Origin of the sequence: Thermomonospora cellulosilytica, from assembly GCF_014138835.1 — a bacterium.
GTDB classification, from domain to species: domain Bacteria; phylum Actinomycetota; class Actinomycetes; order Streptosporangiales; family Streptosporangiaceae; genus Thermomonospora; species Thermomonospora amylolytica.
This window is the reverse complement of the sequence record NZ_JACJII010000001.1, coordinates 1,504,916-1,518,171: the sequence shown is the minus strand read 5'-3', so window position 1 is coordinate 1,518,171 and position 13,256 is coordinate 1,504,916. Positions and strand designations below refer to the sequence as shown.

12 protein-coding genes and 1 riboswitch are annotated in these 13,256 nt (G+C 73.8%); of the genes, 5 read left to right on the top strand and 7 right to left on the bottom strand.

Annotated elements, in window-relative coordinates:
* Entirely contained in the window at positions 1–495 is a 495-nt protein-coding gene (locus HNR21_RS07390) for a PIN domain-containing protein (protein WP_182704579.1), read from the top strand.
* Positions 496–547: 52 nt separating this feature from the next.
* Here the strand turns inward: HNR21_RS07390 and HNR21_RS07385 are convergent, their stop codons facing one another.
* The 5 genes from HNR21_RS07385 to HNR21_RS07365 all read right to left on the bottom strand — a co-directional run bounded on the left by HNR21_RS07385 (position 548) and on the right by HNR21_RS07365 (position 7,706).
* Complete coding sequence (locus tag HNR21_RS07385; protein WP_182704578.1) at positions 548–1,225, bottom strand: DNA alkylation repair protein; 678 nt, start codon at positions 1,223–1,225, stop codon at positions 548–550.
* 115 nt (positions 1,226–1,340) lie between these two features.
* The gene (locus HNR21_RS07380; protein ID WP_182704577.1) at positions 1,341–4,796 is read right to left on the bottom strand and encodes a non-ribosomal peptide synthetase; all 3,456 of its coding nucleotides are present in this window, start codon (positions 4,794–4,796) and stop codon (positions 1,341–1,343) included.
* Positions 4,797–4,834: 38 nt separating this feature from the next.
* Entirely contained in the window at positions 4,835–5,638 is an 804-nt protein-coding gene (locus tag HNR21_RS07375) for an ABC transporter ATP-binding protein (protein WP_182704576.1), read from the bottom strand.
* Positions 5,635–6,660 carry a FecCD family ABC transporter permease gene (locus tag HNR21_RS07370; RefSeq protein WP_182704575.1) on the bottom strand — a complete coding sequence of 342 codons (1,026 nt, stop codon included), beginning with the start codon at positions 6,658–6,660 and terminating at the stop codon, positions 5,635–5,637. The genes HNR21_RS07375 and HNR21_RS07370 overlap by 4 nt, the downstream gene beginning before the upstream one ends.
* Positions 6,657–7,706 carry a FecCD family ABC transporter permease gene (locus HNR21_RS07365; RefSeq protein ID WP_198679324.1) on the bottom strand — a complete coding sequence of 350 codons (1,050 nt, stop codon included), beginning with the start codon at positions 7,704–7,706 and terminating at the stop codon, positions 6,657–6,659. The genes HNR21_RS07370 and HNR21_RS07365 overlap by 4 nt, the downstream gene beginning before the upstream one ends.
* A gap of 103 nt (positions 7,707–7,809) precedes the next feature.
* Between HNR21_RS07365 and HNR21_RS07360 the strand changes: the two genes are divergently transcribed.
* On the top strand, positions 7,810–8,370 hold the full coding sequence (locus tag HNR21_RS07360; RefSeq protein ID WP_220500067.1) for a DUF6939 family protein: 561 nt from the start codon (positions 7,810–7,812) through the stop codon (positions 8,368–8,370).
* Positions 8,371–8,463: 93 nt separating this feature from the next.
* On the opposite strand, the gene HNR21_RS07355 is transcribed toward HNR21_RS07360, so the two are convergent.
* A complete protein-coding gene (locus HNR21_RS07355; protein WP_182704573.1) occupies positions 8,464–8,853 on the bottom strand; it encodes a hypothetical protein in 390 nt (129 codons plus the stop codon).
* A gap of 81 nt (positions 8,854–8,934) precedes the next feature.
* A riboswitch (cobalamin riboswitch) is annotated at positions 8,935–9,123 on the top strand.
* 136 nt (positions 9,124–9,259) lie between these two features.
* Between HNR21_RS07355 and HNR21_RS07350 the strand changes: the two genes are divergently transcribed.
* The 3 genes from HNR21_RS07350 (at position 9,260) to HNR21_RS07340 (ending at position 12,661) form a co-directional block, all read left to right on the top strand.
* Complete coding sequence (locus tag HNR21_RS07350) at positions 9,260–10,450, top strand: ABC transporter substrate-binding protein (RefSeq protein WP_182708522.1); 1,191 nt, start codon at positions 9,260–9,262, stop codon at positions 10,448–10,450.
* Complete coding sequence (locus HNR21_RS07345; RefSeq protein ID WP_312880895.1) at positions 10,447–11,565, top strand: FecCD family ABC transporter permease; 1,119 nt, start codon at positions 10,447–10,449, stop codon at positions 11,563–11,565. Before HNR21_RS07350 ends, HNR21_RS07345 begins: the two co-directional genes overlap by 4 nt.
* Before the next feature lie 106 nt (positions 11,566–11,671).
* Positions 11,672–12,661: an ABC transporter ATP-binding protein gene (locus HNR21_RS07340; protein WP_182704572.1), complete on the top strand. Its 990-nt coding sequence runs from the start codon at positions 11,672–11,674 to the stop codon at positions 12,659–12,661.
* Between the two features lie 36 nt (positions 12,662–12,697).
* On the opposite strand, the gene HNR21_RS07335 is transcribed toward HNR21_RS07340, so the two are convergent.
* Entirely contained in the window at positions 12,698–13,138 is a 441-nt protein-coding gene (locus HNR21_RS07335; protein WP_182704571.1) for a hypothetical protein, read from the bottom strand.
* Positions 13,139–13,256 lie beyond the last annotated feature (118 nt).

Here is a 13,256-nt window from a genome sequence, read left to right as displayed (position 1 = left end):
ATGCCGACCCCCGTCGTCTACGACGTCAACGTCCTGGTGACGGCGGCCGCCTGCGGGAACAGCCCGTTCCGCTCATGGCCATCGCCTCCGCCCACGTCCGGCAACGCCTCGGCCGACTGCGTGGGCATCGCCAACGATGCGGCCGAGTTCTCGCTGTGGCTCTCTCCGCACATTCTGCTGAACGTCGAACGGGTCCTGTCACAGCTGTTCAAGTGGGAGCAGGAGCCGATCGACGCATATCTGGCGGCGCTGACCGCGATAGCCGAACAGAGCGGGGGCGAGGTGGTCGACCCGCCTCGCACGGTGCACGACTGCTCCGACCATGAAGACAACCTGATCCTGGATCTGGCCGCCGAGGTGGGGGCCTTACTGGTCGTCAGCAACGACATCGATCTGCTCTCGCTGTCACCATGGCGCGGCACTCCGATCGTCACTCCGGAGGTCTTCCGTCAGAAGGTGGACGGAATGCGCCGCCATGTCCGGCGGCACCGCTGAAAACCCACAGCAGCCCTAGGCAGGGAAACACACCCGCAGCGTGGGAAGGGGCTTAGACGAGGTTCTTCAGGGCCTCGCGTCTGGACAGGGGGGAGAGTGCGTCCTCGTTGGCGGCGACGAAGGCGCGAACGGCGTCCGGGGCGACCCCGGCGTACTGGCGGAGCGCCCAGCCGATGGCCTTGCGGACGAAGAAGTCCGGATGGTCGGCGCGCATGCGGCAGTAGCGGAAGAGGCGCTCCCGGTCGGTGGACTCCTTGTAGGTGAGCTGGTGCAGGAGGGCGGTGCGGATCAGCCACGGGTCCGTGCCCGCCGCCCATTCGTCCATGACCGTGGTCAGGGCGGGCTCGCGGCGCACCAGTTCGCCGACGACGCGGGTCGCGAGCGGGTCGACGGTGTCCCACCACGGCTTGGTGGTGAGGAGCTCCCGCAGCGTTCCCACGAAGCCCGCGGAGGGGATCGCCGCGTAGCGGATCAGCACGTCGCACGCGAAGTACTGGAACTCCCGCTCCGGCAACGACCAGCAGCCCTCCGCAACCGTGCGCAGGTCGGCCTCGGTGGGGCGGGACAGGCCGGCGAGCACCTGGCGGGTCAGCGCACGCCGTTGCGGCGTCGCGATGCCCAGGAACGGGAAACGGCCCTTCATGTAGGCCGCCATGGGCTCGGCCCGGCCCGGATCGGCATGTGCGCGGAACGTCTTCTCGACCCGCTGCAGCACCTCGGCGGCGTCCACCCCGACATCATGACCGCCGCTGCCGACAGGAACGAACGGGGTGCGCCCGAAGGAGGAGGGTCGGGCGCACCCCGCCGGTCTCCGGTGCGGGTCCGGGCGTCCCGGACCCGCGGGGTCAGGGGGCGTTGGACAGGTGGGCCTCGACCTCTTCCTCGGTCATGTCGGCGACGGTGAGGTAGATGTCGGCGACGGCCTCCAGGCGGCCGGGCTCGGTGTCGAGCTCGGTGAAGCGTTCGGCGATGCGGGCCACGGTGCGCTGGTTGAAGATGACGCGGACCGGCAGGGCCGTGGTGTCCAGGGCCTCGCGGAGGCGGGCGATGACGCCGGTGGCCAGGACGGAGTCGCCGCCCAGGGCGAAGAAGTCGTCGTCGGCGCCGACCCGTTCGACGTTCAGGACCTCGCCGATGGTGCGGGCGACGACCTTCTCCAGCGCGGTGCGGGGCTCGACGTAGCCGGTGCCCTCCCCGGCCTCGGCGGCGGCCAGGGCGGTGAGGGCCTTGCGGTCGACCTTGCCGTTGGCGGTGAGCGGCAGGGAGTCCACCGGGACGAGGAGTTCGGGGACCATGTGCGGCGGCAGGTGCTCGGCCGCGTGCGCCCGCAGCTCGTCGGCGTCCACGCCGCCGGACCCGGCGGGCACCACAACCGCGGCAAGCTTGGACCCGGCGACCAGGGCGACGGCGCGGCTCACCGAGGAGTGGGACTCCAGGGCGGCCTCGATCTCGCCGAGCTCGATGCGGAAACCGCGGATCTTGACCTGGTGGTCACGGCGGCCGAGGAACTCCAGCGTCCCGTCCGGCCGGTAGCGGGCCATGTCGCCGGTCCGGTACCAGCGGACGCCCTCGTGCACGACGAAGCGGTCGGCGGTGCGCTCGGGGTCGCCGCAGTAGCCGTCCGCGACGCCGTGCCCGCCGATCCACAGCTCGCCGGGCACCCAGTCGGGCCGGTCGCGGCCCAGCTCGTCCACCACCCGGCAGGCGACCCCGCGCAGCGGTACCCCGTACGGGACGGCCCGCCAGTCCTCGGGGACCTCGCCGGCGACCTCCTGCACGGTGGAGTGGATGGCGGTCTCGGTGGTCCCGCCGAGCGCCACGAACCGGCAGCCCGGGGCGCGTTCGGCCAGCAGGCCGGGCAGGTGGGTGCCGACCCAGTCGCCGCCCAGCAGCACCAGCCGCAAAGGCAGGGGCCGGGAACCCGCGACGTCGCCGCCGGCGTGCAGCAGCATCTCCAGCACGGACGGAACGCAGTTGAGCACGGTCACCGACCGGCGCCGCACCAGCTCGGCCCAGCGGGCGGCGTCCTTGCGCTCCTCCTCGACCGGAAGCGCCACCGCGCCCCCGGCCGTCCACGGCGCGAACATGTCGAACACCGACAGGTCGAAGTCCAGCGCCGACACGCCCAGCGACACGTCGGAGGCCCCCAGCGAGAACCGCTCGACCAGGTCGCTGATGGTGTTCATCGCCGCCCGGTGCGAGACCTCGACGCCCTTGGGCTCCCCGGTCGATCCGGAGGTGAACAGCACGTACGCGACCTGCTCGGGATCCACCGTCACCGGAGCCGCCAGGGGCTCGGCGCCGGGCCGCCCCAGGGTGTCGGCGGCGCCGGGGGCCCTGGTCGCGAACGCGGCGTCGCCGAGGGCCCGCGCGAGCTCGTCCGGGGTCAGCGCGGCGGCGGGCGCGGCCACCTTGACGATCTTGGCGCGGCGGGCGGGCGGCTGCTCGGGGCTGATCGGCACGTACGCGGCTCCGGCGGCGAGCACCCCCAGCGCCGCGACGGCCTGGTCCGGGCCCTTCGGCAGCTCGATCGACACCCGGTCGCCGGGGCGCACGCCCTGCCCGGCCAGGTGACCGGCGATGCGCAGGGCGCGGTCGGCCAGCTCGCCGTAGGTCAGCGCGCCCTCGTCGCCCCACAGCAGGGCGGGGGCGCCGGGAGTGCGCCGGGCGTTGTCGAAGAAGCCTTCGATCAGCGTCCGGGGAGACGGCGGCCGCGACTCGTTCAGCCGCCGCCGGACCTCGAGCTGCGCCGGGGATGCCTGGACGCGCAGCGGCTCGGTCCAGTCGGCGTCGGGCGCGCCGAGCCGGGTGATCGCGTCGGTGTAGGCGGCGAACATGGCGTCCGCCACGCCCTCGGGGAACGCCGGCTCGCGCACGTCCCAGTTCAGCAGCAGCCCGCCGGAGACCTCGGTGACCTGGGCGTCCAGCAGCACCTGCGGGCCCTGGGAGATGATCCACGCGGGCTCGCCGAACAGCTCGCGCACCCGGTCGCCGAACAGCTCGCCCAGGTTGAGCGCGCTGGTGTAGACGATCGGGGCCAGCACCTGCTCGCCCTGTTTGCGGGACAGGTCGCGCAGCACCTCCAGGCCGGAGTAGTCGCTGTGCGCGCCGGCGGTGTGCAGTCCGGCCTGGACCCGGCGGGCGCGTTCCACGAACGGCAGGTCCTCGGTCAGGTCGACCTCCAGCAGGATCGACCCGGTGAAGTCGCCGACCAGCAGGTCCACGTCCGGGTGCACCGGCTGGCGGTGGAACAGCGGCAGGTTCAGCAGGAAGCGCGGGGTGGCCGACCATGCGCCGATCACCTCGGCGAAGATCGTGGCCAGCGCCATCGCGGGGGTGACGCCCTCGCGGTGGGCGCGGGCGACGAGGTTCCGCTTGCCCTCCGCCGACAGCCAGTGGTGCTTGCGGACGACCCGGTTGCCGGGCCGGGGGACGACCGGGAGCTCGGGCGGGCCGGGCAGGTCGTCGAGGCGTTCGGCCCACCAGGCGCGGTCGCGTTCGCGGGCCTCGGCGCGCGGGTCGGCGGCCAGGTAGCGGGCGTAGCTGTAGCCGATGGGCGGCAGGGTCTCGCCGGAGTAGAGCGCGGCGAGGTCGGCCAGCATCGTGCGGTAGCTCATCGCGTCGGCGGCGACCATGTCCACGTCCAGGTGCAGCCGGGTGCTCCCGGACGGCAGCAGGCTGAGCCGCAGGTCGAAGACCCGGCCGGTCTCGATCGGCAGCCGCTGCAGGGACATCTCCTGCCGGATCCGCTCCAGCCCGGCGTCGGGGTCGGCGGCCGAACGCAGGTCGTTCACCGTGATCGCGGGGCCGGGCCGCTCGGGGAGGATCCGCTGGGTGCCGTCGTCGTTCACCGCGACGCGCAGCATGGGGTGCCGGTCGACCAGCGCGCGGACGGCGCTCTCCAGCCGTTCGGGGTCGATGGCGCGGCCGTCCAGCTCGACGTACAGGTGCGCGGCGACCGAGCCGAGGGACTGCTCGCTGTCACGGCCGATCCAGTAGGCGTGCTGCATCAGGGCCAGCGGGAACGGCCCGTCGGGTTCGGCGGTCTCGGGCTCGGCGGCCTCGGCCTCGGGCGCGGGCTCGATGGCGCCGCGCTCGGCCAGCAGCTCCCACCACTGCGCCAGGGTGGGCCGTTCGGCCAGCTCGGCGAACGCCACCTCGATGCCGCGCTTGCGCAGCCGCCCGGTCAGGCTCATCAGCCGGATCGAGTCCATGCCCAGCTCGATCAGGTTGTCGTGCGGGTCGACCTGTTCCCCGAGCACCTGGGTCAGCGACTCGTGCAGTTCTTCCCTGGTCAGCACAGAACGCTCCTTGTGAACTTAGGTAAGGCTAACCTAATTCACAGCATTCCGGCCGTCAACGCCCTCCGCCGGTCCGCCGGCACCACCAGCGGGGTCCCCGTCTCCGGGCACGGGATGATCTGGCAGGGCAGCCCGAACACCCGCTCCACCAGCTCCGCCGTCACCACATCCTCCGGCGCCCCCTGCGCGACGATCTCGCCGTCGCGCATCGCCACCAGATGGGTCGCGTACCGGCAGGCGTGGTTGAGGTCGTGCAGCACCGCCACCAGCGTGCGGCCCTCCTCGTGCAGCCGCGAGCACAGGTCCAGCACCTCGATCTGGTGCGCGATGTCCAGGAACGTCGTCGGCTCGTCCAGCAGCATGATCGGGGTCTCCTGGGCCAGCACCAGCGCCAGCCACACCCGCTGCCGCTGCCCGCCCGACAGCTCGTCCACGACCCGGCCGGCCAGCCCGCTCACCCCGACCGCCTCCATCGCGGCCGACACCGCCCGCTCGTCCTCCCCGGACCACTGGCGCAGCAGCCCCTGGTACGGGTACCGGCCGCGGGCCACCAGATCCGCCACCGTGATCTCGTCCGGCGTGATCGGCTGCTGCGGCAGCAGCCCCACCCGCCGCGCGACCTGCTTGGCCTGCTGCCCCAGGATCGGCTCCCCGTCCAGGAACACCGCCCCCTCCCGGGGCTTGAGCAGCCGCGCCAGCGCCCGCAGCAGGGTCGACTTCCCGCACGCGTTCGGCCCCACGATCACCGTGAACGACCCGTCCGGGATCTCCACCCCGAGCCCCTCGGCGACCACCCGCTGCTCGTAGGCGAGCGTCAGATCCCGAGCCGCGAGCCTGCTCATGTGGTCCCCTTTCGTCCGGTGGTGGTCAGCAGCCAGACCAGGTAGAGGCCGCCGAGGGTGCCGGTGACGACGCCGACCGGGACGGCGGCCGGAAGCTTGAGGGAGATCAGGTCGCTGACGGCCAGCAGGGCGGCGCCCATCAGCCCGGCCGACAGCAGGTGCGGGCCGGTGCGGCGGGTCAGGCGGCGGGCCAGCTGGGGCGCGGCCAGGGCGACGAACGGCACCGGGCCGACCGCCGTCGTGGCGGCGGCGATCAGCCCGACCCCCGCGGCGACCAGGATCGCGCGGGAACGCTGCACGGGGACGCCGAGGGCCTGGGCGGCGTCGTCGCCGAGCTCGCCCATCTTGAGCCGGCCACCGTAGGCCAGCGCCGGCGGGACCAGGACGGCGAGCGCCAGGGCCAGCGGGACGGCGTGCTCCCAGCCGCGGTTGTTGAGGCTGCCGGTCAGCCAGAACGCGGCCTCGTAGGCGTCGCGCAGCTCGGCCCGGGTGATCAGGTAGCTGTTGCAGGCCTCCAGCATGGCCGCCGCCCCCACGCCGATCAGCACCAGGCGGTGGCCGTTCACCCCGCCGCCCCGGTACGACAGCGCGTACACCGCCGCGGCCGTGCACACCGCGCCGGACACCGACCCGACGGCGATCGAGGCCGTACCGCCGCCGAGGACCAGGATCTGCAGCAGCGCGCCGGTGGACGCGCCGGTGGTGAAGCCGATCAGGTCGGGGCTGCCCAGCGGGTTGCGGGACATGCTCTGGAAGATCGCCCCGCTGATGCCCAGCGCCAGCCCCGCCAGCAGCCCGGCCACCGCGCGCGGCAGCCGCAGCTCGGTCACGATGAACGTGGTGGCCGCATCGCCCTGCCCGGCCAGCGCCCGCACCACCTCCGGCGCCGGGATCGGGAAGTCCCCGGTGCCGACCACGAACACCGCCGCCGCCAGTCCCACCGCCAGCAGCGCGACGCCCACCGCGGCGGCCCGCGGCTCCCACCGCACCGACAGCGCTCCGGCGCGCACCACCCGGCTCACAGCTTCGGCGCCTTCCCCCGGCGGACCATCCAGATGAAGACCGGCGCCCCCACGAACGCGGTCACGATGCCGGTCTCCAGCTCACCGGGCCTGGCCAGCACCCGCCCGGCGATGTCGGCGGCCAGCAGCAGCACCGGGGCCAGCAGCAGCGAGTACGGCAGCACCCACCGCTGGTCCGGCCCGATCGCCGAGCGCACCATGAACGGCACCGCCAGCCCGAGGAACCAGATCGGCCCCACCGCCGCCGTCGCCGACCCGCACAGCACCACGATCGCCAGCGCCCCCAGCACGCGGGTCCGGCCGGGGTTCACCCCCAGCGCCCGGCCCGCCTCCTCCCCGAGCGCCAGCGCGTTCAGCGGCCGGGCCAGCAGCAGCGCCAGCACGGCACCGCCCAGCATGAACGGCCCGAGCTGCGCGAACACCTCCAGGTCCCGGCCCGACAGCGATCCCACCTGCCAGAACCGGAACCCGTCGAAGTTGCGCGGGTCCAGCAGCATCACCCCGGCGGTCAGCGCGCTGAACACCGCGTTCAGCGCCGCCCCCGCCAGCACCAGCCGCGACGGCGTGGCCCCGGCCCGGCCGTAGGAGCCGACCGCGTACACCAGCAGCGCCGCCCCGGCCGCCCCCGCGAACGCCGCCCACACGTACACCAGCGACGTCCGCGCGTCGAGGAACCCGATGACCAGCACCACCGCGAACGCCGCGCCGCCGTTCACGCCCAGCAGCCCCGGCTCGGCCATCGGGTTGCGGGTGAGCGCCTGCATCAGCGCGCCCGCCAGCCCCAGCGCCGCGCCGACCGCGACCCCCAGCAGCGTGCGCGGCACCCGGAGGTCCTGGATGATCAGCGCCTCCCGTGACCCGTCCGGGTGCAGAAGGCCGGCCACGACCCGGTCCAGCGGGATGCTCTCGGCCCCGATCGCCAGGCTCGCCGCCATGGTCAGCACGAGGACGCCGGCCAGGACCAGCAGCCCCCCGGCCCGTCCGGCCGCGGCCGTCGCGCTGACGGGCTCCTTGCGCGGGGGGGCTTCGCGCACCGGAGTCGACACGGATTTAGGCTAGCCTAAGCTAAGCCCGTCGATAAACGCCCTTCCCCGCCGATTCCGGCGCCGGGCTTTCGTCATGCCCGGAATGTCGGTGCCCTCCGCCAGGATGCCTTTCGTGGCGATCCATGTGGCGAGCCGGCGACGCGGCACGGCGTCCATCGAACGCGAGCACCCGGACGCGCTCGTCGTGGACGTGACCTCACGGGCCGAGGAGCCCTGGGTGCGGTTCAGCCCCTTCTACCCCCACGGCGGCATTCCCGTCCCGTTCACACCGGGAGTCACGGCCGCGTCCGTCGAGGGCGTCTGGCAGGCGCTCAAGGTCTTCGCCGACGCCGACGTGGACCCCGCCAAGCTCTCGATCACCACGATGCGGGGCCTCAAGCGCACCGTCCGCCGGCACGGCCCCGTCCGGGGCCACCGGGCCGGCCTCCACGGCCGGACCCTGCTCCCCTACGAGCAGGCCCGCAGGCAGATCTACCTCCCCACCTACCGCTGGACCCTGGAGCACCGCACCGCCGACCTGGTGACCCGCCTGACCGCCCTGTCCCGGCACCGCGACGTCGTCCTCCTCGACTACACGACGAACGGCGACGTCACCGACCTGTCCACCCCGCTGTCCCACGCCGCCCTGATCCGCCACCACATCGAGAACACCTGGCCCGCCTGACACGGTCGTCCTCCGTTCGCCGGGCCACGGGAGGTCAGCCCGTCCTCGCTCCGCCGCGGTCGCCCGATCTCCCTCGCGCGGGCCCGGAACAGGTCAGGTGAGGCCGCAGAGCGTTCCGCAGACGGGGCAGTGGGCGCGTTTGACGGTGGAGGTCACCAGCGCCCGGCAGTTGTCGCATCGCCCGCTCTCGAGCAGTCCCCACGGCGGCCCGATGCTCCCGTCGTAGAGGTCGCGGGCGGGCCAGGCGACGAGTTCGACGTAGGGCTCTTCGGGTTCGTCGTCCGGGTCGGGCCGCGATCGGAATGCCTCGGCGAGCACGAGGATGCTCTCCCCGTCCTCGTCCGCATGGCGGGGCAGGACCCGGCGCAGCACGTCGACCAGCTCGCCCAGGGTGAGCTGCCGCAGCCTCTGGGCGAGCCGTTCCCGCTCCTCGTCGCTCGTGGTGCTGAACGGCGGAAGGGGACCCTGCTCGTCGGCGGCCATACGGTCACCGTAGGCAGGGGCGGCCGGGACGTTCCACGGGTTTTCGTCCGGCCCCGTACCGGGGACGCGTGGGACGGAACGTCACGTGTGCGAAGATTGCCGGTCGAAGGCGACGGCGGAACGAGGAAGCCGGTGCGAATCCGGCGCGGTCCCGCCACTGTGATCGGCGAGCGGATCCCGAACGACGCCACTGCCCGGGGCTCCGGGCGGGAAGGCCGGGACGAGCATCGACCCGAGAGCCAGGAGACTCACGCGGTCGCCTCCTCAGCACGATGGGGCGGATCTCCCCGGGCGAGGAACGGCGCCGTGCCGTGCCCCGCGCAGGGTGGATCCGGCCCTCCGCCCGCCGTGGGCGCCGTCGAGGAACGGCGGTCACGGCCCGTTCTCAGGAGAGACACCGGTGTCGATGGACAAGGCGCGGCTGCTGGCCGGGATGCTGCTGGTGCTGCCGCTGGCCGCGTGCGGCGGCGGCGCGCAGGAGCAGGCGACGGCGGCCGGCGGCGAGTGCGTCCGCGAGTACGACGCGGGCAAGGACTACTTCCCGGTCAAGCAGGAGATCCGGCACGCCACCAACTTCACCCTGCGGTACGCGAAGAACTACCAGGTCATCACGGTCAAGCAGCCGTCGCCGGGGGCCGCGCCGCAGACGTACGTGCTGGTGCGCTGCGGGACGCCCGCACCCAGGCTGGAGGGCGCGCTCAAGGGCGCGACCGTGGTGCAGACCCCGGTGCGCACGCTGTTCTCCGGCTCGACGACGCATCTGCCGTTCATCACCGAACTGGGCGTGCTGGACCGGCTGAAGGGCGTCGCCGCCGCCGGGCTGATCACCTCGCCGCAGGTCCGCGCGCAGGTGCGGGCCGGGAAGGTGGTCGAGTACGCCGACGTGACCGGCGAGCAGGTGAACACCGAGAAGGTGATCGGCGCCCGCCCGGACGTGCTGATGACCGACGGCCGGGAGAACCCCGCGTACGGGCCGCTGCGGCAGGCCGGGGTCAGGATCGTCGCGAACGCGGAGTGGCAGGAGACCACCGCCCTGGGCCGGGCCGAGTGGATCAAGTTCGTGGCCGCCCTGACCGGCACCGAGGCCACGGCGTCCGAGACGTTCGACAAGGTCGCCGCCGCCTACCGGGCGCTGGCCGGCAGGGTGCGGACGGCCGAGCCGGTGACGGTCCTGCCCGGCCAGATGTTCCAGGGCCAGTGGGCGATCCCGAACGGCGAGAGCTTCATGGCCCGCCTGATCCGGGACGCGGGCGGCACCTACGCCTGGGCCGGCACCAAGGGCACCGGCAGCATGACCCTCGACCTGGAGGCGGTGCTGGCCGAGGCCCGGGACGCCGAGGTCTGGCTGCCCCAGATGAACGAGTGGAAGACCCTCGCCGACGTCACCGAGGCCGACCCCCGGTACGCCGAGTTCGCCGCCTTCAGGTCCGGCAGGGTGTGGCCCGCCAACAAGGCCCTCGGCCCCGGCGGCGGCAACGACCTCTACGAACGCGGCGTCGTCCGCCCCGACCTGATCCTGGCCGACCTGGTCGCCATCCTCCACCCGGACCTGATGCCGAACCACTCGTTCACCTTCTACCAGCGGCTCGCCAAGTGACCGACCCCCGCGACCAGGCCCCCGCTCCGTCCGACACGGGCGGGCTCGCCGTGCGGCCGGGCGGGGCGGCGGGGGCACGGCGGCGGGGGGTCGTGCTGGGGGTGCTGGGGGCGGTCGTGGTGGCCGGGTTCGTGCTGGCGGTGGCGTTGGGGTCCACGGTGATCCCCGTCGACCGGGTGATCCCGGCGTTGCTGCGGCTGGACGGGGCCGACCCCGGGGTCGAGGTGATCATCTGGACGGTGCGGCTGCCGCGGGCGGTGACCGCGGTGCTGGCCGGGGCGGCGCTGGCGGTGGCCGGGGTGCAGATGCAGACGCTGTTCCGCAACCCGCTGGCCGAGCCGTACATCCTCGGGGTCAGTTCCGGCGCGAGCCTGGGCGTGGCGCTGGCGGTGACCGGCTGGGCGGTGCCGGCGGGCGCGTTCACCGGGGCGGTCGCCGGACCGGGGCGGGCCGGTCTGGTGGTGGCGGCCTCGGCGGGCGCGGCGGCGGTGCTGATGCTGGTGCTGGCGCTGGCACGGCGGGTCCGTTCGGTGGTGACGATCCTGGTCATCGGGGTGATGGTGGGCTCGGCCACGTCCTCGCTGATCACGCTGCTGCTGGCGTACTCCGACGGGCAGCGCGCCCAGCAGTACCTGGGCTGGAGCCTGGGCAGCTACGCCGGGACCACCTGGGACGACCTGGCGGTGTTCGCCTCGGTCTGCGGCGTGGCCCTGCTCGCCGCGCTGGCCGGGGTCAAGCCCCTGAACGCCCTGCTCCTCGGCGAGAACTACGCCCGCACCATGGGCGTCCGCGTGCGCCGCACCCGCACGGCCACCCTCCTGACGGCGTCGGTCCTCGCCGGCTCGGTCACCGCGTACTGCGGCCCGGTCGCGTTCCTGGGCCTGGCCGTCCCCCACATGGCCAGGCTGCTGCTGGGCACCGCCGACCACCGCGTCCTGATGCCCGCCGCGATCCTCCTCGGCTCCACCGTCTCCCTGGCCTGCTGCATCGCCACCCAGGCCCCCGGCAGCGGCGCGATCCTCCCCCTGAACGCGGTGACGACCGTCCTCGGCGCCCCCGTCGTCATCACCGTCCTCCTCCGCAGCCGCGCCGCCCGAGCCGGATGGGCGACGTGACCGCCATGCCGATCCCGCGGCCCGGCCGGTCCGCCGCGAACGCGCATGACGCCGGTCGCGCGGACCGCTGCCGCACGGACCCCTTCGGCTGGACGGAGGTGAACGCGTGCTGGTCTTGGACGCGTTGACGGTCGGTTATCCCGGGCGGCGGGGCCGGGCGGCGCGGCGCGTGCTGGAGCGGGTGGACGCCGAGGCGCGGGCCGGGGACCTGACGGTGCTGATCGGGCCGAACGGGACGGGCAAGTCGACGCTGCTGCGGACGCTCGCCGGGCTCCAGCCGCCGCTGGAGGGGAAGGTGCTGCTCGACGGGTCGCCCGTCGCCGCGATCGGCCCGGCGGAGCTGGCCCGCCGCGTCGCCGTGGTGCTGACCGAACGGGACGTTCCCGCGCTGCTGACCGGCCGGGAGCTGGCGGCGCTGGGGCGTCATCCGCACACCGGGTTCACCGGCCGCCTCACCGCCGCCGACCGTGCGGCGGTCGACTGGGCGCTGACCGCCGTGGACGCCGCCCACCTGGCCGAACGCCCCGTCACCGAGCTGTCGGACGGGGAACGCCAGCGGATCCTCACCGCCCGCGCCCTCGCCCAGGAGCCCGCCGCGATCCTGCTGGACGAGCCGACCGCGTTCCTGGACGTGCCGTCACGGGTCGCGCTGATGGGCCTGCTGCGGCGGCTGGCCCGGGAACGTTCCCTGGTCGTCGTGGTCTCCACCCACGACCTGGAGCTGGCCCTGCGCATCGCCGACCGCGTCTGGCTGATCACCCGTGACGGCGGCCTGCACCGCGGCACCCCCGAGGAGCTCGCCCTGAACGGAGCGATCTCCGCGGCGTTCGACGGCGGCGGCCTGACCTTCGACGCGGCGTCCGGCGTCTTCGTCCTCCCCGGCGGCTCGCGCGGCACCGCCCACGTCACCGCCCCCGGACTCCACAGGCCCCTGCTGGAACGGGCCCTGTCCCGCGAGGGCTGGCGTCCCGTCCCCGAACCTCCCGCCGACCTCACCGTCACCTGGGACGGCGAGGCCTACGAGGCCACCCGCAACGGCACGTCCCACCGTTTCCCCACCCTGGCGGCGTTCACCGGCTGGCTCCGCCGCCCCTGACCCCGGAGACGCCAGCCGGGCGGGCGCCGTTGGGGCTCAGTCGACGGGCAGGACCTGGCAGTCGTCGTTGGGGGTGCCACTGGAGCCCGCGTCCGGTTCCCAGCTCAGGGCGTTGGCAGGAACGTCAACGAAGGCGTAGGTCTCGCCCTCTTCGAGACAGTCGTCGTGGTCGCGGCCGACCTGGGTGCCGCCCAGGTCGGTGACGACGAAGCCACGCTTGGGGTCCAGGGTGACGCGGACGGTGAAGCCGCCGACGCGGTTGGCGCGGAAGGGCGCGTTGACGGGGACGACCCACATGCCGGAGGGCTTGCGTTCGATCAGGGCCCGGTCGCCCTCGTCGCCGTCCTGGTCCCAGCCGTCGATGTACACGGTGGCGTTCGGCTGGATCTGCCGCAGCGCGGACTGCTCGGGGGAGGTGCAGCCCGCCACGGCCGCGAGGATGGGCAGCACGGCCGCGGCCGTCATCCTGTGACGCACAGTGTTCTCCTGGTGCTCGCCTGGAACGAAGGCCGGATCAGCTCCTCGGGGGGACTCGCCGCCCACCGTTCGGCGCCTGTCGACGGTGTCGCTGAGCCGTGCCGGCCCAGCATGCACC